This is a genomic window from Paenarthrobacter sp. NPDC056912 (genome assembly GCF_042786555.1).
GTDB lineage: Bacteria > Actinomycetota > Actinomycetes > Actinomycetales > Micrococcaceae > Arthrobacter.
Window position 1 is genome coordinate 290,517 of record NZ_JBHUCD010000002.1, and the last position, 21,507, is coordinate 312,023.

General features: G+C 61.0%; 15 protein-coding genes. 8 read left to right on the plus strand and 7 right to left on the minus strand.

From position 1 onward, the window contains the following. Window positions 1-144: 144 nt before the first annotated feature. From ACFRJ9_RS03405 to ACFRJ9_RS03415, 3 genes are all read left to right on the plus strand, one after another. Window positions 145-1,050, plus strand: a complete 906-nt coding sequence (locus ACFRJ9_RS03405; RefSeq protein ID WP_377664433.1) for a LysR family transcriptional regulator — start codon at window positions 145-147, stop codon at window positions 1,048-1,050. 236 nt (window positions 1,051-1,286) lie between these two features. Next, window positions 1,287-2,468: an MBL fold metallo-hydrolase gene (locus ACFRJ9_RS03410; RefSeq protein ID WP_377664436.1), complete on the plus strand. Its 1,182-nt coding sequence runs from the start codon at window positions 1,287-1,289 to the stop codon at window positions 2,466-2,468. Window positions 2,469-2,695: 227 nt separating this feature from the next. Next, window positions 2,696-3,973, plus strand: coding sequence for an MFS transporter (locus ACFRJ9_RS03415; RefSeq protein WP_377664438.1), 1,278 nt, complete (start codon window positions 2,696-2,698; stop codon window positions 3,971-3,973). 543 nt (window positions 3,974-4,516) lie between these two features. Here the strand turns inward: ACFRJ9_RS03415 and ACFRJ9_RS03420 are convergent. From ACFRJ9_RS03420 to ACFRJ9_RS03435, 4 genes are read right to left on the minus strand one after another with little or no spacing between them, the layout of a single operon-like run. Beyond that, a complete protein-coding gene (locus tag ACFRJ9_RS03420) occupies window positions 4,517-5,392 on the minus strand; it encodes a substrate-binding periplasmic protein (RefSeq protein WP_377664440.1) in 876 nt (291 codons plus the stop codon). Window positions 5,393-5,439: 47 nt separating this feature from the next. After that, a complete protein-coding gene (locus ACFRJ9_RS03425; protein ID WP_377664442.1) occupies window positions 5,440-6,090 on the minus strand; it encodes an amino acid ABC transporter permease in 651 nt (216 codons plus the stop codon). Then, window positions 6,087-6,731 (minus strand): amino acid ABC transporter permease, encoded by a 645-nt coding sequence (locus ACFRJ9_RS03430; protein ID WP_377664444.1) that lies wholly within the window; start codon window positions 6,729-6,731, stop codon window positions 6,087-6,089. Before ACFRJ9_RS03430 ends, ACFRJ9_RS03425 begins: the two co-directional genes overlap by 4 nt. Before the next feature lies 1 nt (window position 6,732). Next, window positions 6,733-7,518, minus strand: coding sequence for an amino acid ABC transporter ATP-binding protein (locus ACFRJ9_RS03435; protein ID WP_377664446.1), 786 nt, complete (start codon window positions 7,516-7,518; stop codon window positions 6,733-6,735). Window positions 7,519-8,563: 1,045 nt separating this feature from the next. Here ACFRJ9_RS03435 and ACFRJ9_RS03440 point away from each other — a divergent pair. Beyond that, on the plus strand, window positions 8,564-9,214 hold the full coding sequence (locus ACFRJ9_RS03440; RefSeq protein ID WP_377664448.1) for a GntR family transcriptional regulator: 651 nt from the start codon (window positions 8,564-8,566) through the stop codon (window positions 9,212-9,214). A 750-nt stretch (window positions 9,215-9,964) separates the two neighbouring features. Here the strand turns inward: ACFRJ9_RS03440 and ACFRJ9_RS03445 are convergent. Then, window positions 9,965-10,729: an SDR family NAD(P)-dependent oxidoreductase gene (locus ACFRJ9_RS03445; protein WP_377664450.1), complete on the minus strand. Its 765-nt coding sequence runs from the start codon at window positions 10,727-10,729 to the stop codon at window positions 9,965-9,967. 331 nt (window positions 10,730-11,060) lie between these two features. Between ACFRJ9_RS03445 and ACFRJ9_RS03450 the strand changes: the two genes are divergently transcribed. The 3 genes from ACFRJ9_RS03450 (at window position 11,061) to ACFRJ9_RS03460 (ending at window position 15,339) form a co-directional block, all read left to right on the plus strand. Further along, window positions 11,061-12,671 (plus strand): flavin-containing monooxygenase, encoded by a 1,611-nt coding sequence (locus tag ACFRJ9_RS03450; RefSeq protein ID WP_377664452.1) that lies wholly within the window; start codon window positions 11,061-11,063, stop codon window positions 12,669-12,671. A gap of 216 nt (window positions 12,672-12,887) precedes the next feature. Then, a complete protein-coding gene (gene pruA / locus ACFRJ9_RS03455) occupies window positions 12,888-14,513 on the plus strand; it encodes an L-glutamate gamma-semialdehyde dehydrogenase (RefSeq protein ID WP_377664454.1) in 1,626 nt (541 codons plus the stop codon). Window positions 14,514-14,571: 58 nt separating this feature from the next. After that, a complete protein-coding gene (locus tag ACFRJ9_RS03460; RefSeq protein ID WP_377664456.1) occupies window positions 14,572-15,339 on the plus strand; it encodes an SDR family NAD(P)-dependent oxidoreductase in 768 nt (255 codons plus the stop codon). Window positions 15,340-16,676: 1,337 nt separating this feature from the next. Here ACFRJ9_RS03460 and ACFRJ9_RS03465 read toward each other — a convergent pair. Then, window positions 16,677-17,756 carry a LacI family DNA-binding transcriptional regulator gene (locus ACFRJ9_RS03465; RefSeq protein WP_377664458.1) on the minus strand — a complete coding sequence of 360 codons (1,080 nt, stop codon included), beginning with the start codon at window positions 17,754-17,756 and terminating at the stop codon, window positions 16,677-16,679. A gap of 120 nt (window positions 17,757-17,876) precedes the next feature. Beyond that, window positions 17,877-19,898 carry a PQQ-binding-like beta-propeller repeat protein gene (locus tag ACFRJ9_RS03470; RefSeq protein ID WP_377664460.1) on the minus strand — a complete coding sequence of 674 codons (2,022 nt, stop codon included), beginning with the start codon at window positions 19,896-19,898 and terminating at the stop codon, window positions 17,877-17,879. Between the two features lie 281 nt (window positions 19,899-20,179). Here ACFRJ9_RS03470 and ACFRJ9_RS03475 point away from each other — a divergent pair, with 281 nt between their 5' ends. Then, a complete protein-coding gene (locus ACFRJ9_RS03475; RefSeq protein WP_377664462.1) occupies window positions 20,180-21,493 on the plus strand; it encodes an ABC transporter substrate-binding protein in 1,314 nt (437 codons plus the stop codon). Window positions 21,494-21,507 lie beyond the last annotated feature (14 nt).

Consider the following 21,507-nt stretch of genomic DNA (forward strand, 5'->3'; position numbering starts at 1 on the left):
AGAGATTCGTGGTCTCCCTCAGTCTGTTGGCAGTTCTGGGACAGGGCGCAGGCGCTTCTCTGGAGCTGGCTTCCGGAAGCGTCAGGTGCTTCCTGCGATTACCCCGAAATATGGTGGTTATGGGTTCATATGTAAGCTCTCCTTGTGAGCAGCTTCACTATAAGGCAGCTTGAATACTTTGTGGCATCCGTAGAGGCCGGCAGCCTGACCGGAGCGGCCAAACTCTGCCAAGTTTCGCATGCCGGTATCGCCAATGGACTGAACGAACTCGAACGCACCGTGGGGACACAGCTACTGGTGCGGCGAAAGGCCAAAGGAGTCGTTCCAACTGCTGCCGGCAGGGCCATGCTCCCCTTGGCCAGAAACATGCTCAGGGACGCAGCAGGCATTGATCTCCTCGGTCAATCCGGGCAGGAAGAGCTAACTGGCGAACTGGTCATAGGCTGCAACCTAGCCCTGTCGCCAGTCCTAATTCCGTTGATCGCCTCAGAGTTCGCAGACCAACACCCAAAGGTCCACGTCGTGTTCCGTGAGCGCCCCGGTGCAGAGATACTGCAGTTAATCCGCGAAGGCCAGGTCGACGCGGGCCTGATGCTACAGCGACAGATGCCAAACGATCTGGAGTACGTCAGCATTTGCCCCGTCCGCGTCAAAGTAGCCCTGGCAATCAGTCATCCGCTGGCCACGCGGACCAGCATTTCTTTAGCCGAACTGGCACGCGAACCAGCGATCACCCCAGATGGGCCAGCCCTGAAAGCGATGCTCTCAGTTTTGGAGGAAGCTGGGGTCGAACCGGATATTCGTTGGACGTTATCCAGTCCTGAGACCATCCGCGCGATGGTGTCTCGCGGGTTGGGGTATTCCCTGCTCAATGTGTTCCCACCAATATCTGATACTGGCGGTCCGGCCGTTGCTGCAGTTCCTGTCAACGACCAGCTCTCGGGCAACGCGTTGGTGATGGCGCTGCCACCCCGGCGTCGACGGATCAGCACGGTCGAGAAGCTATCGGAGATCCTCCACGGCGCCGAAGTGAGAGCTCTCCTGACCTAGCGTCCGGTCACCTCAAGACATCACGAGCAGAACACCGGCGGCTTCGGGCCAAGCTGCTCCAAATGCAAGCAGCGCTTACATTCAAGTCCAAATTTAACTGTTTTACAGGCGTGACACCCCTCACAGAGACTGTAGGTAATCGGCTGTGAGGCCAGTATCGGCCTCAATCCAGAACAGCAGTTTGGTGATTACGGCCCTATTCGGCCGTTCACCCATGTCTCCCAAGGAGTACTCTCATGCCCATCCAAAGCCAATCGGAAAATCATCTGAGGGACCTCCGGGACGCTCTTGATGCTGTTCCTTCCTCAGGCACCCATGTTGTTCTGCTAGGAACACAGGGTGGACCCATTCCCGGGGAACGCGCCGCGACTTCCAGCGCCCTTGTCGTCGACGGCAGCATCTACATCATTGATGCAGGAAGTGGCCTTCCCATCCGATTTTCCGAAGCCGGCCTTGAGTTCGACCGCGTCCGCGGCATGTTCATCACCCACCTTCATTCGGACCACTACTCGGACTACTTCAACTTCTTCCTGCTCAACTGGACGAATTGGAATTTCGACGAGCAAGTCGTTGAAGTGTTCGGCCCCGGCCGAGCCTCGGACGGCGGCCCCCACAATTCGGAACTGCCAGGACTCCCCGAAGCAGACGACACTCCCGTCGTCTTCCCGGAACTCCCAACCCCCGGTCTCCGCGACATGACCGAGTTGTTCATCCAAGCAAATGCCTACGACATCAACGAGCGCCTGCGCTCCACGCGACGGAAGAACGGCAAAGCGTTGGACTTCACCGGCACTTCAGGTCCGGCAATGTTTAGAACCAACGACATCGCGATCCCCCAAGATGCAAGCGTCGCCAACCCCTCACCCGAGTGTGCGGGCTTTACCGTGTACGAAGACGACAAAGTGCGGGTCATGGCTACGCTCGTGGATCATCCGCCGGTGTTCCCGGCGTTCGCCTTCCGTTTCGACACTGTCCACGGATCCGTGGTCTTCAGCGGCGACACCAGCCCCTGCGTGAACCTTATCGACTTGGCGCAGGGCGCAGATGTACTCGTCAACGAAGTCATGGCGGTCGACTCTGCCATTGAGCGCTTCAAAGGGACTCCCCTTTACTCAACGATGGCCCACCAGTTCCTTAGTGCCCACACTCCTTTGGTGGGCAGGGAAGCAGGTGACGGACTCCCGTCCATCCCTGGGGTCGGCACCGTGGCCAGAATGGCCAACGTCAAGGCCTTGGTCCTCAACCACATCTACCCAGGAGATGGAAGTGTCTCCGACGATGAATTCCTCGGTGGTGCACAATCGGAATTCGACGGTCCAGTTGTTGTCGGACGTGATTTGCTCTCCGTTGACGTCTCCAGGATCACCGCAAAAGCACCAGCACTATGGCCCGCGCCGACGAGCCAACTCATCCGGTAACACGGCGCCTGTTTCTTTGGCCACGCCTTGGGTTTCGGGCCAGCCGGGACGTCCGTTGACGGATTTGCCCCTACGACCTTCCTCAACCAGTTGCATGGTTCAAGACCATGCCGCACCTCAGAGACTTTGGGCTGATCCAGCCAGACATACGAGCACGTAGGAACCTACCGACTCAAACAGTCTTACTTGAACCCCAATGGGCTCCTAAAATTCAGCAGGAGATAGTCATGAGAAATATGCATGTAAGCGCCACAAAGGCCGTCAACAAAGCGGTCATCGCTCTAGCCTTCCTTGCCGTGCTGACTGACGGCTTCGACACCGCCATTTTGGCAATGCTTGTCCCCCACCTGGCACAGGACTGGGAAACCACAGCCGCCACGTTCACCTACCCATTGGTGCTGACCAACATCGGAGTCGTGGTGGGATACCTCTCCTGCGGTGCCGTGGCCAAACATCTGGGAGAGAAAAGGTTGCTGGTCCTCGGCACGGCAGTCTTCGGCGTAGCAACCATTCTCAGCGCCGCCACACTGCCCCTCGAATCCATGACGCTTCTGAGCATTACGCGGACAGTCACCGGGGTGGGTTTGGGTGTTGTTCTTCCCATGGCAGTTATCGTCGGAACCCAAAACGGCCCCGAAGAGAAGCGTCAGCCATTGGCGGTGCTGGTCACCATGGGCCTGATCAGCGGAGCAACCGTGGCCGGCTTTACCGGGGGAGCCCTCATTGAAGGCATCGGCACCAGCGGTGTCCTCTGGATCTCAGGAGCGTTTCCCTTGCTCGTAGCCGCGCTTCTTCAGAAGTTTGTGCCCCAGACGGCAGCCCAAGTAGCCAGCACAGTGCCGGGTGCACCGAGGACGGGAATAGGCGCCATCTTTGCCGGGGAACACCGAAATGCAACTCTCTTGCTCTGGACAGCAACCTTCCTCATCTTCACCGTCACGTACACGCTGAAATCCTGGCTCCCGACGCTCTTCGGGGAATACGGCTTATCGAAACTCGATGCCGGGCTCGGACTGGCCTACTACAGCTTGGGAGGTGTCGTAGCCGGTCTGGTTGTAATGCTGCTGTCGGCGAAGATCGGCACGGCCCGAGGACTTGTCCTGATGTCAGCCATCGGCGCGACAGCAACCGTGGCCTTGGCAACGATGCCCGTCGGTGGAGTACCCCTTATGGTGATCACCCTGGTAGCCGGTGCCGGGATCACAGCAGGGTCGATCGGGCAAACGGCCATCGCTGTATCGATCTACGAAGCCTCTGTGCGCACCACTGGCGTCGGATGGTCTGCTGCTTGCGGTCGGATGGGATCCATCCTCGGCCCCACCGTTGGCGGGATCCTGCTCGCCCTATCCTGGCCGGCGCAAGACATCGTACTCCTAATGGCAGCACCCATCGTCGTAACAACCCTCTGCTGGCTCGTGCTTCCCAAGCTATCCAACCAGGTAAGCAAAAACGACACCCCAGCGCCGGTCTCAAAAGATGCCACAACCGCACCCACCGGAAAGTGAGCCTTAGAGCCGACGGACGTTCACGCCGATAGGGGATGCGACAGCTGCGAGGCCCGGTTCTCACACCCTCTATACATGTGGACTCTTGGCTTAATCATCCGTGACGCCCATCATGAAGTCCGAAAGCTCCCAAAAGGTCAACGCTCGTTGAAGCCACGTCAGCAGCTCGACGCCGCGCAGGGAACCGCGGCGTCGAGCTACCGGCCACGACGCAGCATGGATGTATCACCCATGGCCGAACCGCTCATGTTGAAGCCGTTGTGGAGGAAACCCCGAGCCGACAGAGAAGTCGTGGACCATCTGCGGGAAGTGAGCGGCACAGACGCCAACCCCACCTCAGCAACGCGCCGAACGTATGGCAGTCCATTCCAGGAATGTTCGCAAGAACCGTGGCAGGCGCCAAGGTCAAGGACTAGGAACTCAACCGCTCTTAGAGGAACCCCTGGACGGAGAGCAAACCATGACTTGAAGCCTGGAGAAGACCCGCCTATCGGGGTCTGCTGAATAGGGTTACCGGGGCTCTCGCCCCGGTAACCCTTGAGACTAGCTTTCGGGAACGATGAACTGAGTGTCGCCGACCTTGCCCATGCCCGCGGAGAGACCCGCCTCTGTGAGCATCTTCGTGATAGTGCCGTCTTGATGCTGGGCGAGAATGCCCTCGTCAAGCGCCTTCTTGAGACTCGTGTTGTTCTTCGTGAGCGGGAAGGCGGTTTCAGGTGCGTGGATGGTTGCACCTACGCGCGGGTCAGGGTTCTCGTTCACAAGCGCTGGGCTTACACCGGATGCGCCTTTGAACTGCTGGACTTGGACAGCGTATCCGTCCAAAGCGGCATCAAGACGGCCAGCGTCGAAATCGGACTTGAGTTCAACGCTGCTTGGATAGGTCGAGAGCTTATCACCGAGGATCTTCTTGAGGTCGTCCACCCACATGTAGCCATCGACAGTGCCGACCTTGGACATCTTCTCGAGATCCGCGATGGTTTTCGCCCCGGTCTTTGAGACTAGCCCCAACCCGTCAAGATAGGTCGAAGCCGAGAAATCAACCACCTTGAGGCGCTTGGCGGTGGCATCGATACCGCCCACGGCCACGTCAATATTTCCGCCCGAGATTGACTGAATGGCGTCGGCGAATGTGGCCTGTTGATAGACGGGCGTGAGACACTCGTCCTTCGCGATCTTGTTCACGATCGAGAGGTCGATGCCCGCTGGATTGCCGCTGTTATAGCTGCTGAGTGGTGGGACGTCGATGACCCCAATCGTGAGCTTGCCTGGTGAGACGGTCTGCACTCCATCGTGCTTTGGCGTGCATCCGGGCTGCGATGCGGTGCTTGAACCGCTGCAGGCTGTGAGCGTGAGCTGGGCGGCCAGGACGATGGCGGCAAGCGCACCGAAGCGCCTCAGTTTATGCTGCGTATTCATTGTGTTCCTTCCATATGGGGTGCGGCGGCAAAGCCTGGGATCATTCACTATTGACGTCCCATGCGCTTTTCGAAAAAGACTGTGATCCAGGTGGCCGGCATGGAGATGACGGCATAGCAGATGCCTGCGAGTATGAAAATCTCGAGGTAGTTGAAGTTGGAGCTGCCGATGGTATATGCGGACTTCATGAGCTCTGGAACGGCTATCGCGTAGGCGAGTGATGTTCCTTGGAAGAGCTGGATCGCTATACCCATAAGGCCCGGAACCGCTGAGCGCATGCCTTGGGGAATGATGACCCGGAAGAGCGTGTCGCGTCGGGACAGGCCCAGAGCCACGGAAGCCTCGTGCTGACCACGGCTGACGGAGTGCATGCCGGCGCGGATGATCTCGCTTGCGTATGCCGCTGCATTCCAGCTCAACGCCAGACAGGCTGCGGGAATGTTATCGAGGACAAGACCAAACTTCGGTAGTCCGTAGTAGAAAAGGTAAAGGATGACTAGGGCTGGCGCGCCACGGCCCACCTCAACGATCACTAGGCCGATGGTCCGTAGAGCAAGGTTCTTGGCTTGGACCATGAGGCTCAGGACAAGGCCAAAAGGGTAGCCGGCAGCGATTGAGATCGCCGCGATCATGAGGCTCACACTTAGCCCGGACATCATCTGCGGGAGGTATCCCACCCAGTCTGCAAGCCAGCTCACGCTAACACGGCCTTCCTCATGCGGGTATCGAGTGTGCGGGAAAGGTAAGCCACCGGCAGACTCAGAACGATGTACAGGATGCCGACGAACACGTAAGGCAGAATTCCCTCAACTGTGGGGTGTTGCCGGGCGAAGGACTGGGCCTGGAAGACCATCTCGGCGACGATGATCGTAGAGGCAATCGAGGTGTCCTTGAGCAGGCCGACGAAATAGGTGGCGATCGACGGCGATACGATCCGGAATGCCTGCGGTGCCGCCACTCCGAAGAATGTGCTCGATTTGGGGATGCCCAGCGCGTGGGATGCCTCCAATTGCCCGCGAGGAACCGCCTGCAGTCCGCCTCGGTAAATCTCAGCTAGATAGGCGACGGAGACGATCCCCAGGCCCACGATCGCAGTGACGGCGGGGTTGGCCCTGAACGTGTCGGCATGAATGCCGAACTTAAGCAGGAAGAGCCAAACGATGATCGGCACGCCACGAATGAGGTCGACGAACAGCCTCGATATCAGTCGCAGGGCGGCAGAGGGTGAGGTCAAGGCCAGAGCGAGTGGGACGGCCCCGACGATGCCAATCGCAAAGGCGGATAGAGTCAGACCGATGGTCATTGGCAGTCCCTCAAGGACGGCGGTAAATGCGTTCATTTCACCGCTCCAAAACCGCCCGCAGGAAGCGCCGAGTACGCTCCTCCTGCGGGTCGCTCATTATCGCTTTCGGGTCCCCCTGCTCGATGATCTTGCAGTCGGCCATCACGACGAGTGTGTCTGAAACGTCCTTGGCGAACTGCATCTCATGGGTGACAACGACCATGGTCATCCCGTCTGCCGCAAGCTCACGCATGACAGCCAGGACCTCCAAGCCGACCTCGGGGTCGAGGGCCGAGGTCGGCTCGTCGAAGAGCATGATCGATGGGTCCAGCGCCAGCGCCCGGGCAATCGCGATGCGCTGCTGTTGCCCTCCCGAACAACGACCTGGGTGCTGGCCGGCCTTCTCCTTAAGCCCGACGCGTTCGAGGAGCTGCATCGATCTGGCATCGGCCTCGTCTTTGCTCCGTCCGAGGACACGCTGCTGTGGGAAGCTGACGTTTTTCAAAGCGGTCATGTGGGGAAAGAGATTGAAAGACTGGAAAACCATGCCGACCGTGCTTCGCAACGCTGCAAGGTCGCGGGCGTTCACGGACCTGCCCGGCTCGATCGTGTGACCTGCCACGCGGATGGTCCCCGCGTCGGGGCGCTCAAGGAGGTTGATGCAGCGCAGGAACGTGCTCTTCCCTGCGCCCGAAGGACCTATGAGGGCTGTGACGGTTCCTTGCTCTACGTGGAGGGACACATCGTCGAGTACGACATGATCGTCGTAGCGCTTACTGATGTTGTCGAGTCTGATACCGAGACGCGGCGCGATCTTGGAATCTCTAGTTGGTGAAAGGATCATGGCTGTCTTCCTATGGGTATTTCGAGGGTGTCTCTGAGATCTGCTTCGCCATATGGGCGGCACGCTCAGGCCGTCAGCAACCAGAACGCCACGGAGGCGTAATTGACATCAGAGCTGAGGAACCGGATGTCCGTTAGTCATGTTCGTTTGTCCCTCGCCCGCGCTGGCAACGGCCGGCTTCAAAGTGGGTTCGTTCCTCGATCGCAGGGTCGATAGACCCGCAACGGGGCACTTCTTTCTCATCCTCCGTCTCCAGGGCGGTCAGGGAGTCGAGCACTAGACCATCGCGCTGTTTCACACGTTTGAGCCTTGTGGTGATCGGTACGATGCCAGGCTTTGATGACCGACGTCGACGAGGCCGGGGAGGCTCAGCGATTGTCTCTGACTGTCCCGCCATAGGAACGCGGTGTCCGCTCCCTTTCTCCCCAGGCCGCCGGAAAATAGCCCCACCTAAGCCCGCAGCCGCCCTGGAGACGACGATGATGTCCGCTGAACATTTCTCAGTCACAGGAATGCCTTTCTTCGTGAACCTCGGGCGTCCGCCGCGACACTGCGACACAACGTGGCTTTCTGCTCGATCCGGAGACCCTGCCGCAATCACTCTGCTAGTGATTTGCGTCTCAAAAGCACACCACAATTTGGGATGCGAGTCAATATCCCAAAAAAAATCCAAAGATGTTTGGGTTCAATTTGCTCAATTCACGCGAGCGGCATGGATCTCGTCGGCAAGACTCGCCTGACTCGATTGATCATGGGAATCACTGCGCGCTGGACCATGGACGCGCTGCCATATTGTCGACCAAGGTGCTGGCTGGCGTGTATTCCAGCGGCAACGTCTGGGGCTCTTGCGGTTGCAGAACATGCCGAGGCTTCCAGCAGGAATGTGGGCATCCGGGCTGCGCCCCTAGCAGAAGGCGCACGTGGTACAAAATAAGCGTTAAACCCAAACCGCCATGGCTGGCAGGGCGCCGGGCGTGTACTCTTTAGAATATATTTCAATATCCCAAGCTGGAGGCGGGTCCTCCTTCTGATTGTGGAGGATGACATGCCATCGAGTCCGGTCCTGGCGGAGCGCGCCTATCAGCGATTGCGGGAAGCTATTGTTCATGGCGAACTCAGGCCCAACCAGCGGCTGGTTGAAGCAGAGCTTTGCGAACTCATCGGTATCGGCAGGACTCCCGTTCGGACCGCTCTCCACATGCTGGAGGATCAAAGCTTGATTGTGAAGCAGCGCACCAGCTGGACTGTGCGTGAGTTCAACGTCTCAGACATCCAGGACGTCTACGAGGCTCGGATGGCCATGGAGGGATTCGCTGCGCGTCTGGCGGCAACCCGGGCAAGCGACGAGGAACTGGCTCGGATCGTGGCGATCCTTGATGAGCATGAGCGCCTGGAAGAGCTCCCTCCAGAGCAGCAGGTCACGCTCAACGAGGCTTTCCACACCGCAATATCGGCGGCTTCCGGCAATGAGCATCTCATCCGCCTCATGGAGCGCAACAGGCGGTTCGCCTTCGACCACACCGCGGCGAGACTCTATACGCCCGAGGACTATCGGATAGGGCACCAGGGGCATCGAGAGATCGCTGCCGCGCTCATGCGGCGCGACGCTGAATCCACCGAGGCACTCGTGCGGGAGCACTATCGCATCGCTTTAGAAGCACTCGCCACACAAGTCGGCGGCCTGGCACGCGCCTAATAGTTGTCCGTCAAGTGGGTTCGTAACCCTAAGCACAATGGCATGGCCGACGAGGTCCCCTCAGGGGTTATCTTTGCGGACAGGACCCGAGAGGCACCGTTGGTGCCCAGTTGAAGCACGGCTGATTTGGGTGTCCTACCTTGCCCCAGACGCCTGTCATGGATGCAGCGGCTTAGAATGGACACTTTCTGACTTGCCTCCCCGAGAAGCCTCTCCCACTGGCCGGCAGAGCAACCGAGATGCCGACCGTCCAGGGGTCGCCCCAGATGGAACAGGGGAATGCAGCGGAACGGCGAATTGCTTCCGGCCGTCCAATTATCAGTGGCTTTGCCAGCGTCCTCCAGGCCCACTGCTTCTACACGATGGCGGCACGTCGTGGGTCCCAACCCAGATCACTCAATGACGACTCCAGCGCGGAGCCGGCAGCTGCTGCTGACGCTAGGTTGGAGCAACTTAGCCAGCATATTGGCAGGGGTGCCTCCTGCGATAGTTCCGGTGCGCCGGAAGGAGAGCTCCGTGTGAAGTGGGTTGGGACCGCCGCAGGCACTCTGTCCGCGACGGGAATGGGTCTGTGGGACCAAAAGCTTGCCTGTCAACCGGAGGGGCGCCGCCGAGCCTCGGTGTTCAACACCAGATGACGGCCTCCGTAACCGAGTTCTCCGCTTCGTGATAGCCCGACTCTTGGCTTTCCGCACACAGTCCCCGACCTCCCCGACCCACCAGCCCAACCAGGTATAGCCAGGGGCTGGACTATTTAGCCGTCCACCCGCCGTCGACGGCCAGGCAGTGCCCGTTGACGAAAGAAGCCTCAGTGGAAGCCAGCCAGAAGACGGCGTTTGCTATCTCCATCGACGTGGCGAAGCGTCTCATCGGAGTGTTATCGAGGTACCACTCCTTCGTGCCCGGGGGCCGGCGGGCGAAGGAGGCTTCAAGCATCGGTGTTTGGACGGGACCAGGGCTCACCGCATTGACCCTCAACCCCATGCCCCCATACTCGACCGCAGCCGTTCGGGTCAGGCCGAGCACCCCGTGCTTGGCGGCGGCGTATGCGGATGCTTCTTTGTACCCAATGTGCGCGGCGATGGAAGCAGTGTTGATGATTGCCCCGTGTCCCTGTTCGAGCATCGCAGCGATTTCGTGCTTCATGCACAGCCAGACCCCGACGAGGTCCACGTTTAGAGTGAGGTCGAAGGCGGCCTTTTCGTATGTATGAGTGAGTGGGCCCGACGTCGTGATTCCCGCGTTGTTATGCGCTGCGTCGAGGCGCCCCCAGCGGTTCATCAGATTATCCAAGGCTCGGACGATGGAATCCTCGGAGGTGACATCCAGTTCGAGGCCGTACGCAGAGCGAGCATCTGCCCCGAGCTCTTTGACTGTCATCTCGGCGGTCGTGATGTCTATGTCGGCCAAGGCAACCCGATATCCGCCCGTGAGGAAACGCTGAGCGGTGCTGCGCCCGATGGCCCCGCCTGCCCCGGTGATCAGAACGACTGGACGCTGGGTGGGATCCGTCATGGTTCTCCTTCTAGCTCTGTTGCAGTCTTTGGCGAGTCGCGACGATGTGGCTGGCCGCCAGGACGTTTCGATTCGCCCGCTGCGCTGATCGTTCTCCCGTTCGGCCTTTAAGAGGTTGTCCGGACGGGGAACTTTGAGACAAAGCTAACACCGGTCCTTGGTGGTGTCCAGATATGAATTCCGTTTGGGATATTGACTTGTATCCCATCTTGATCCAAGCTGGGATGGATCACCCTGCGGGACGGGAGCCGGGCCTGAGGCAAAGACTCAGGCCCCATCCGCCTTCCTCGCACACACCTTGAGCCTTGTCTGAAGGCGTTTGGAGCACACGATGACCAGTAACATGTCGAACTTGAAGATCGCGGTTGTCGGCGGGGGTTTCGCCGGCATCGCAGCTGGCGTCTACCTGACCCGAGCCGGAGTCCGCAACTTCACCATCTTTGAGAGCTCGTCGGGCCCGGGTGGTACCTGGTGGGACAACCGCTATCCGGGCGCTGAGGTCGACACCCCCTCGCATCTCTACTCCTACTCGTTCCGTACGAACGACTGGACTCGGCCTTACGCCAAGCATGACGAGCTACGCGCCTACCTGCACTCCACCGTCGAGGAGTACGGACTGCTGTCCCACTTTTGTCTCGAGACCGAAGTTCACCGCGCAGCTTGGGACGAGGGCCGGCATCAGTACCTAGTGACCACGTCCACCGAGGAGGATCAATACTTCGACGCCGTCATCAGCGCCGTTGGCATGCTGAACGAGCCGAACATACCGACCTTCCCGGGCCAGGAAGCCTTTACGGGGCGGATCATGCACACCTCCCGGTGGGACGACACGATTGACATCGCGGGCAAGTCGATATCCATCATCGGGACCGGATCAACCTCGGCTCAAGTCATTCCGGAGTGTGCGACGGTCGCGGCGAAGGTGACAGTGTTTCAGCGCCAGCCATCCTGGGTGAACCCCAAACCCAACCAGACATACAGTTCAAGACAACGAAAGCTGCTCGGGCACCCATTCATACACCGCATCGAGAGGCTACGACGGTACTACCAGAGCGAACGCGTATGGTTCAGTGGACGGGCTATCCGGCCTGGTAGCAAGGTCGATCAGCGCATGACCACGGAGAGCCGCGCATACATGAACGACGTCCTTGGCGACGATCCGGAACTTATGAAGGCGATGATCCCGGACTTCCCGCACCAAGGAAAGCGCCCGGTAAAATCAAGCGACTTCCTTCCGGCCCTGAGGTTGCCAAACGTGAGCCTAGTGCCCGAAGCGGCGGTCTCCTTCACTAAGCACGGTGTGATAAGCACAGGGGGCACCGAACACCGCGCGGACATCGTCGTGCTCGCCACCGGATTTAAACCGCAGAACTACCTGCCTCGCCTTGAAGTCATTGGCCGCTCCGGCCTCACCCTGCAGGAGGTCTGGGACGGCGAGGCGAAGGCCTTCCTGGGGGCCACAGTCCCAGGCTTTCCAAACTTCTTCATGATGTACGGACCGAACACCAACTTCTACGCATTGGTCTACGGCTTCGAGCAGCAGGCGAAATACGCTGTTCGCTCGCTGAGCCGCATGACACGCAAAAACGCGACAGCAATCGAAACCTCCCCCGCGTTCTTCGCCGCCTACAACGAATGGCTCGCCTCCCGTCTGGAAAAGTCGTCGTGGGCAGTGGGCAAGAACTACTTCAAGTCATCCAAGACTGGACGCGTGGTCACCCAGTGGCCCGACGGGGTCGTCGTCTACGGTCTACTGACCAAAGCGCTCCTTGCGCCCTCCAGCAGACTGAGGCGTCGCAAGCCTGACACACCCACCATCTTGGTGCATGCCGCCGATCGGACCGGTGTCGGTGCCACCCCGTCAGGGCGGATCCGGTCCGAACCCGCGACCACCGCCCCCATGGTAACCCCGCCCAAAACACCGGTCGCAAACTCCAACTAGCCACCAGCAATTAGGCGGTTTCCGCCTGAGTTCGTCGGGTCCGTACATCGGGCAAATACGGGCTCTTCGGCTATGGCCGGCTGTTCCGTCTGCGCCCTGATAACTACACCGGCTTTGCACATGATGGTCGGCACCGGTCCAGTCGACTCATGGGCCCAGCAGTGAGTCCGTTTCAGGAAACCTAACGAGCCCTTCAGATGAATAAGGAAAACCCCAATGCAAGCAATGACGAATGTCCCCGAGCCCTACAACGAACCGGTCAACTCCTACGCACCCGGCAGCCCTGAGCGCGAGCGGTTGACTGCGCAGTTAGCCGAGCAGGCGAACCAGCAGATCGACCTGACAATGTCGATCGGGGGTCGGTCAGTGTTCGGCGACGGCAAGCGCCTGGAGGTCGTGCAGCCGCACCGCTACGCCTCGGTCCTAGGAAACTACGGCCTCGCCAGCGCCGAGCAGGTCCGGTCGGCAGCGGACGCAGCAATGGCATCAGCACCGCTCTGGGCGGCGATGGACTACGACGAACGAGCCGCAATATTCCTGCGTGCAGCCGACCTGCTCGCAGGACCGTGGCGCGAGAAAATCGCGGCCGCCACAATGTTGGGCCAGTCCAAGTCAGCACAGCAGGCGGAGATCGACGCCCCCTGCGAGCTCATCGACTTTTGGCGCTTCAACGTCGCTTACGGCCGACGTCTGATCTCGGAACAGCCGATATCCTCGCCCGGAGTGTGGAACCGCCTGGACCACCGGCCGCTGGAGGGATTCGTCTACGCAATCACCCCGTTCAACTTCACCGCCATCGCCGGCAACCTGCCAACCGCCCCTGCACTCATGGGCAACACAGTGGTGTGGAAGCCGGCGCAGACCCAGCTGCTCGCGGCCTACTGGACCATGGAACTGCTCAAGGCGGCCGGTCTGCCCCCCGGCGTCATCAACCTCGTCACCGGTGACGGCGCCACCGTCTCGGACGTACTGCTGTCCGATCCCCGCCTGGCGGGGATCCACTTTACGGGGTCCACCGGCGTCTTCCAGAACCTCTGGAAGAGGGTCGGAAACAACGTCGCGAAGTACCACGGATACCCCCGGATCGTCGGGGAGACCGGCGGCAAGGATTTCGTGCTCGCACACGCATCCGCAGATCCCCAGGTCCTGACAACAGCCTTGGTCCGCGGAGCGTTCGAGTACCAAGGCCAAAAGTGCTCAGCCGCATCACGCGCGTTTATCCCGCGCTCGGTGTGGAAGACCATCCGGAACGACTTCCTCGAGACGGTGGACGGTCTCGCCTACGGCGACGTCAGCAACCTGTCGAACTTCGGGGGCGCGCTGATCGACGAGCGCTCCTTCACTAAGAACACCGCAGCCATCGACCGAGCGCGCGTGACGCCCGGCCTTGAGATCGCCGCAGGAGGTGGCTATGACGGATCCGAGGGCTGGTTCGTGCGACCCACCGTCGTCATCGGCGAAAACCCGACCGACGAGATCTTCTCAACGGAGTACTTTGGGCCGATCCTTGCCGTCCATATCTACGAGGACGCGCAATGGCCGACCATCATCGATACCATCGACGGGGGCTCCGCCTACGGCCTCACCGGCGCTATTATCGCCACCGAGCGCAACGCCATCAACCAAGCACGCGACGGCCTGCGCTTCGCCGCAGGGAACTTCTACGTCAATGACAAACCCACTGGCGCGGTCGTTGGTCAGCAGCCCTTCGGCGGGGCACGAGCCTCAGGCACGAACGACAAGGCGGGATCGATCCTCAACCTGCTCCGCTGGACCAGCCCACGCTCGCTCAAGGAGACCTTGGTGCCAGCCACTGAGCACCGATATCCCCACATGGACTGACCTCGGGCTCATGCCTTCACTCCATACGACTTTCAGTGCCAAGAGAATGGATTAGACGATGAATACACACCAAACCGCACGAGCTGTGCTCGTCACGGGAGCGGCCTCCGGCATTGGACGGGCTCTCACCCTGCAACTCCTCAACGAGGGTTCTACCGTCATAGCGCTCGACCGGCCGGGAAGCCCCGCGCTCGGCCTGATGGCGTCCGCCTCAGGGCAAGTGATTCCCGTCGAGGTCGACCTCAGCTCCCACGACTCCGGGGCGCAGCTGCACGACGCAATCGGCCAAATCCTCCCCTCGCTCGATGCGCCGCTGACGGGGGTTGTGAACTGTGCAGGGGTGAGCGGTCGTGTCTCGGATTACCAGGACATCGACGAGGCGGACGAGCGCTTCGTCTTCGAGGTCAACTACTTCGGCCTGGGCCGGGTGTGCCGTGCCGTCCTCCCCTTCCTGGGGAGTGGGGGATCAATCGTAAACATCGCCTCGCTCGACGGCCTGCGAGCCCGCCCTCGGATGGGGCACTACTCCGCGAGTAAGCACGCCGTCGTCGGACTCACGCGCAGTTTGGCCGTTGAGGTAGGACCATCTGGAATCCGTGTGAACGCCGTGGCCCCCGGGCCCGTAGACACGGGCATGATGAGGGGCATCGCCAATGACGAACCCGCATCGATCGGCGACTACCGTGAAGTCCTTACGTCCAGGGTTCCACTGCGACGCTACGGAACGCCGGAGGAGATCGCCTCGGTCGTCTGCTTTCTCGTGGGCCCCGGAGCAAGCTTCGTCACGGGTGCGGTCTGGGAGGTCGACGGAGGACTGTCTGCCTGAAAATAGTCAACGGTAAAGGGGGCCGCTCTCGGTTCTCAGAGAGCGGTCAGCGATTCCTTCTCCAACGCTGCCGCAGCAGATTGGTTCGCACTTCGTCAACCACTTGTCCCGGGCCCTGGCACGCCCATTCGCTGGTGAGGCACTCAAAGTGAAACGCAGGAGAACCTGCGACGGGCAAGAGTTTTTGCCCGCGGATCAATCCCTGTTATTGAAAGGCTGACCATGCAGATCACGGCCGAAGTCGGGTACCTACGAACCGACCAGGAATGCCGAAGTGGGACGCCACCGAATGCGAGGCTGACTGATGCGTCACGCTCAACGACGAAAACTCCGGGCGCTACAGAAACCGAATCAGCCTGTCGATTGACGCTTCGGACTCAGCGTGTCCTCGAGACGCCCCACGCTTATCAACAAAGGATTAATCATCGGCATGAACTTGTGGTTCCTTGCGGCCGCCGATAGAGCGCGTCTGCGGTGTGCGTACTGTGTTGAGGGCTGAACAGTGACCGAAACTACCACGTGGTCAGGCTCCCTGAGTGTTGACGACTGGGTCTATCTCAACGCAGGCGATTATGTGGCAATCCAGCGAGCCGGAGAATTACCGAATACCGGCCAGATCGACTCCCTTACGGAGGACGCCAGAGTCTTTTGGGTTCTCCTTCACCATGGCCGCGGACGTATTTTGGTGCATGAAGGGGACAACTCGATCGTGCGACGACTCCTTCCGTGACCGGCCGTGAACACTTACGAGTTGGTCGTGTCGCGACGAATGGCACCAGGTCGCGGTTTGTCCTCCTCGTCGCAGTGCGCCGCGATGTCCGGCCCGCGGGCCTGTGTGTGGGCTTAATCGCCGTGGCCAGCCGAGGGGCTCCGGGCCGTGACGCTGGATGTTGAGATCCGCGGCACGCCGGCGCTCACGGCCGACACGGTGCGCTTCCACGTTCGGTGCCACTCTCTGCGCTCTCGCTCCGCGCACCCACATCATCTCGACACCCGGCGAAGTGAATGTCGCCAATGAAGTCACGTCTAGGTAAGCAGACACGAAGGTTGCCCTTCCGCCCCTCGCAGAGGTTAAGCACCGGCGTACCAATCTCTCTGCTTCCCGGTGTGGGCTTTGGCCAGAAGAACGGTTACGTGCCCTCACCCGGCAATTGCGCAACAGTTTGTTTCACAATTGGGTCCGACCGCGCGGCGGAAACGGCCCGTACATGCAAGTCATGTACGCAACCCGGATGGCCACCATTGACATACAAGATTCAAGGGGTTTTCACGCTTCCTGTCAGCACATGCGCCGGCTCGGGGCACTGGCAAGACCGGCCTCAGAGCCACCTCAGCCCCTACTCATCGCCTTCCCCAGTGACCGTGGATTCACGGATGATCAGTTTCGGGGCCAGGCTCACGCGGCGGAGCGCGGGCAAGACCGCAGAACCCGTCTTGCCGGCCAGCCGTTCCATGCACATGGTGACGGCTGCGTAGCCGACGTCGCGCTTGGGCGGTGCGATGGACGTCAGCGGCACGGGGGCGAGGTCTGCCACTTCGTCGTCGTAGGCCACGATCGCAAAATCGTGGGGGACCTCCATGCCGGCTTCTTCGGCGATGTGGATCAGGGTGATGGCTTCTTCATCCGGCAGCACCAGTGCGGCGGTGGTCCCGGTGCGGCGGCACTCCTCCAGGAACCGCCCAAAGTGCTCCTGGTTGATGCTGACACCCGGCCCCGGCCGGTCGTACTCCATGATGGGCGCGTCCGTTTCCAGCCCCAGTTGGGCAATCACCCTGGCGTGGCTGTCGCGGAGCCAAGGGGCGGTGGGGCTGGTGGCGACGGCCAGTCCGATCCGGCGGTGCCCCAGGGACGCCAAATGCTCGACGGCGAGTTCGGCGCCATAGCTGTGGTCCGACATCACGGATTCAAAGGCCCGGCTTGAACGCTCAACCAGCACTACCGGGATCTTCAACCCGGAGAGAAGCTCGAATGTAGGCGATCCCGGTTCGAGCGGCCCCGCGGTGGCCAGCAGAATGCCATCCACGGAGTTGGCCACTACGCGCTTGAGCTGCCGGTACTCGTCCTCCTGGGAGTAATTGCTGACGCCGAGGATGAGCCGGGCGTTCAGTGCCCGCGCGGCGACCTCGGCGCCGCGGATGATCTCAGGGAAGTAGTAGCCCGTGGTCGGGACGATCAGGCCGAGGGTGGCAAGTGGCTGCCGGGACCGCCGGTAGTCCGTTTCCCCGGCTCGGTCTGACGCATTCCGGACGGCGCCACCATGGACCCGCCGCAGAAGCCCTTGGGAAGCCAACTGGGTGAGGTCCCGGCGGATGGTCATGGTGGACAGGCCGGTCTTCTCCGCGAAATCGTTGACGGTCAGCGTTCCCCGCAACTCCAGTTCGCGGAGGATCTTTTCGTGGCGTTCCCCGCTGAGCATGCCTGCCCTCCCGAATTCCAAGTGTTCAAACAATCATAGGTGATCGAATGACCCGGGTTGTGGGGCCTGCTCTGCGCGAAAAACGCTCGCCAGAGAGCGCAGAGCAGGCCCCACAACGCATTACCGGCGCGGGTGGTCGTCGATCCGCACCAGATTCCGCCCACGCATCGTGTAGAGGTAACCATCCTCGTCGTTGGTGATGTGCGAGCCGCTGTACCAGCCGCCGTCGATATCCGCCACGACCGTAGCCACCGCGAACGTCTTGGGATCAAAGCGGAAGACGTGCGTGCTGGAGACGCCGTAGACCGAGCCCCGGTTGGTCACCAGGGCGGCGAAGCCGTAGCTGACGGCGCTGATGTCCGAGCGATGCACTACCTTGCGCTTGGGCAAGTCCAGGACGAAAAGCCCGCCCTTGCGGGTCACACCGTACAAGTACTTGCCCTGCACGGCCAGGGCAGCGATACCTGCCCCTTCCCCGGCGTCCAGGCGCCACAATTCCTTGCCCTTCACGGGGTCGAAAGCCACGACCGTCCCCAGGCCGTCGAGTCCGGGGTTGCCGCCACCCAAGTAGGCCACGCCGTCGCGCGAAGCCACGGCGCGCAGCAACTGCACCTTGTCGATCGGGTTGACGAAGAAGCCTTTCTTGCGGGTCCGGGGATCATACGTCCACAGCGACCCGCCGCCCTCGGTGTCCGCCTGGGCTGCCACCAATACCAGCTTGTTGTCCTCATCCCAGCAGACATCCAGCGGACGGTTCTGCTCCTTGGGGTACTCGGCCACCTGTGCGATCGGCTTCCCGCTGCGGGGATCGTAGCTCCAGATGCCTTGGCCGCTGTACTGCCCGGTGTACAGGGCGCCTTTCACCACCACGGCATCTTTCGCTTCGCCCGGAGCCGTCAGGTTGGTCACTTGGCTGGTCCGGAGTGAACGCCGGGAAATGACGCCGTTGCCGCCCACGTAGACATAACCCGCACCGGCAGCGATGCCCATGACCGTCTGAGGGTCCGACGGCGCCCCAGCCTCGCCCAGATCCGTGGTCTTGGTGGCCCCGCTAAGTGCGTCGATCTCAGCCACAAAGCCGTAGCCCGAGGTCACCAGCAGCTTGCCACCGCTGGCGTCCACGCCCCAGATCTCACCCAGGGAGGGCCCTTGGTAAGGCACCGCGGAAATGGCATTCGACGCCGCGCTGTAGGCCAGCAAGCCCGACTCGTTCGCGAAATAGACCTTGTCACCAAGGGCAGCGAAGTTCTTGGCCGTCTTCCCCTCGGACGTCGCCGCCACGTAAGAGGCCGGGTTCGCGACGCTGACGGCCGCCACTTTGGAGTTCTCTACGGACCCCGCGGAGCTCACCAGCAGCTTGTCGCCAACAATTCCGAGGTCCCGGATGCTTGGGTCCGCCAGCATTTCCTTGGGAGTGACGTTTGTGAACGTGTTGGCGGCACGGTCATAGGCGAACAGGCAGGCCCGGATGGCGCCACTGCCCCCGTTGAGCGTGCTGCCCGCCCCGAAGAAGATCGTGGAATCGGTGGCCGCAACCGCACGTGCGAGCGTCGCGCCCGGGTCCGGAATGCCCAGGCTGACGATCTGGCCCGTGGCGGGGTCGTACTCCCAAAGCGCCGGCGCCGTGGGGCTGCCGCCGCCCACCACGTAGACGCGGCCGTTCGGGGCAACGCTGATATCCCTGGCATCCCGGTCTCCGATGTAGCCCAGCGCCCTCGCCGCAGTGCCGGGCGTCGACAAGTCCCACTGGAACAGGTTGGGCTTGGTTCCGACGTCCTTTTGCAGCACGCCTGCGTACAAGTACCGACCCGAGGCGTCTGCAGCCAGGGTCTGGATGGAATGACCGTTGCTGAGTTCGGTCTGGCCGGTGACCTTGCCGGTGGGGACGTGGAACGCCACCACGCGCACCGGGTCCAGGTTCCGCGACCCGATGTAGAGCGTGTCGCCTACCAGCAGCCCGCTCATCAGGGAGAACTGTACGACGGCGGGGCCAAGGTCCAGGACTTCGGTCCCCTTGGGCTTGGGTGCCAGCGGGTTATAGGCCGACGCCGGTTGGCCGGCTGCGAGGCCGAGTGCTGCGGCGAGCGACGCTGCTCCGCCGACTTGCAGGACGACGCGCCTGCTGATGTTCGATGTCTCCATGGGTGTCCCTGTCTTAGGTAGTGGGTGGTGGAGGGTGTTCGAAAGTTCTAGCAGCCGGAAACGAACATCGTCCAGCATTTATGTTTGTTCAAACAGAAATGGCTGATCCAAAGTCGGCACTTCCCAGAAATTACGGGCTTTGATGGTTCCACCCCGATGTTTGAATTTGTTTGAAATGTTGAAGATGTTCGAAGTTACGGATTACATGGATTCACAACGATGTGGCCCCAACCACATCTCCGCTCTTCGCATCGCATCGCAAGTCTTCAAAGGAGAACACCATGAAGCGTCGTCAACTCTTCGCAGGAGTCGCCGGCCTGGCCGCCAGCACGCTGCTGCTGGCCGCCTGCGGCACCGGCCCCAACCCAGCGTCCGCTCCCACCCCCACCGAGGACCCCTCCGGTTCCATCACGTTCTGGTCCTCGCTGGCTGGAATGGACAAAGTAGCCGAGGCGTTCAACGCCAGCCAGGACAAGATCAAGGTCACCTTCGAGACCATCCCCAACGGGGCAAATGGCGGCTACGCCAAGCTGTCCACTGCCATCACCGCAGGCAACGGCCCGGACGTGTCCACCATCGAATACCCGCAGCTCCCCCAGTTCGTCAGCAACGGACAGGTCCAGCCGCTCGACGGACTCATCGACAAGTCCTCCACTGTGGACAAGCTCAAGGACGAAACCAAGGCCCTGGTCCAGTTCGGTGACAAGACCTACGGACTGCCGTACGACGCAGCCCCCATGATCATGTGGTACCGCAAGGACAAGCTGGCCAAGGCCGGCGTCGAGGTCCCCACCACCTGGGCCGAATTCGAAGAGGCCGGTAAGAAACTCAAGGCCGTAGAACCCGGGGCCTACCTTGCCAGCTTCAACCCGAACGAAGTGGCTGCAAGCGCCGGGCTGGCATGGCAGGCCGGGGCCAAGTGGTTCGGCACCGAGGGCGACAGCTGGAAAGTGGGCGTCAACGATGAAGCCACGCAGAAGGTTGCCAACTACTGGCAGAAGCTGATCGACCAGAAGCTCGTCAAGGTCAGCCAGGCCTACAGCGACGAATGGAGCCTGGACTTGGCCAACGGCACGGTAGCGGGCGTTGTCGGCGCGAACTGGAGCGCCACCGGAATCCAAAAGCGAACCGAAGCCAGCGGACAAAAGGGCCAGTGGATCGCCGCAGAGCTTCCCAACTGGGGTTCTGAAGCGGGCGCCTTCTACGGCGGATCCAGCTTCAACGTGACCAAGAGCAGCAAAAACCCGGCCGCAGCGGCAAAGTTCGTCGAATTCCTCACCACCAATGAAGCTGCCATCAAGGCGCGCGGCAACACTGGCTCCGCCTTCCTTGCCTTCCCGGGCCTGACGCCTGTGGCGCAGAAGGCCTACGACGCCAGCTACTTCGGCAACGACATTTACGAGGTGTTCAACAAGGCCTACGGCACCATCACCCCCGGTTGGCAGTGGGGACCCAACTGGGACACCACCAACACGGCGCTCAAAGACGCCTACGGCAAATTGACCACCGGCGGCACCATCAGCGAATCCATCGACACCGCCCAGGAAGCCACCGTGGCCAGCCTGAAGCAAGCCGGCCTGTCCGTCAAAGAGTAGCTCCGTTACCGAAT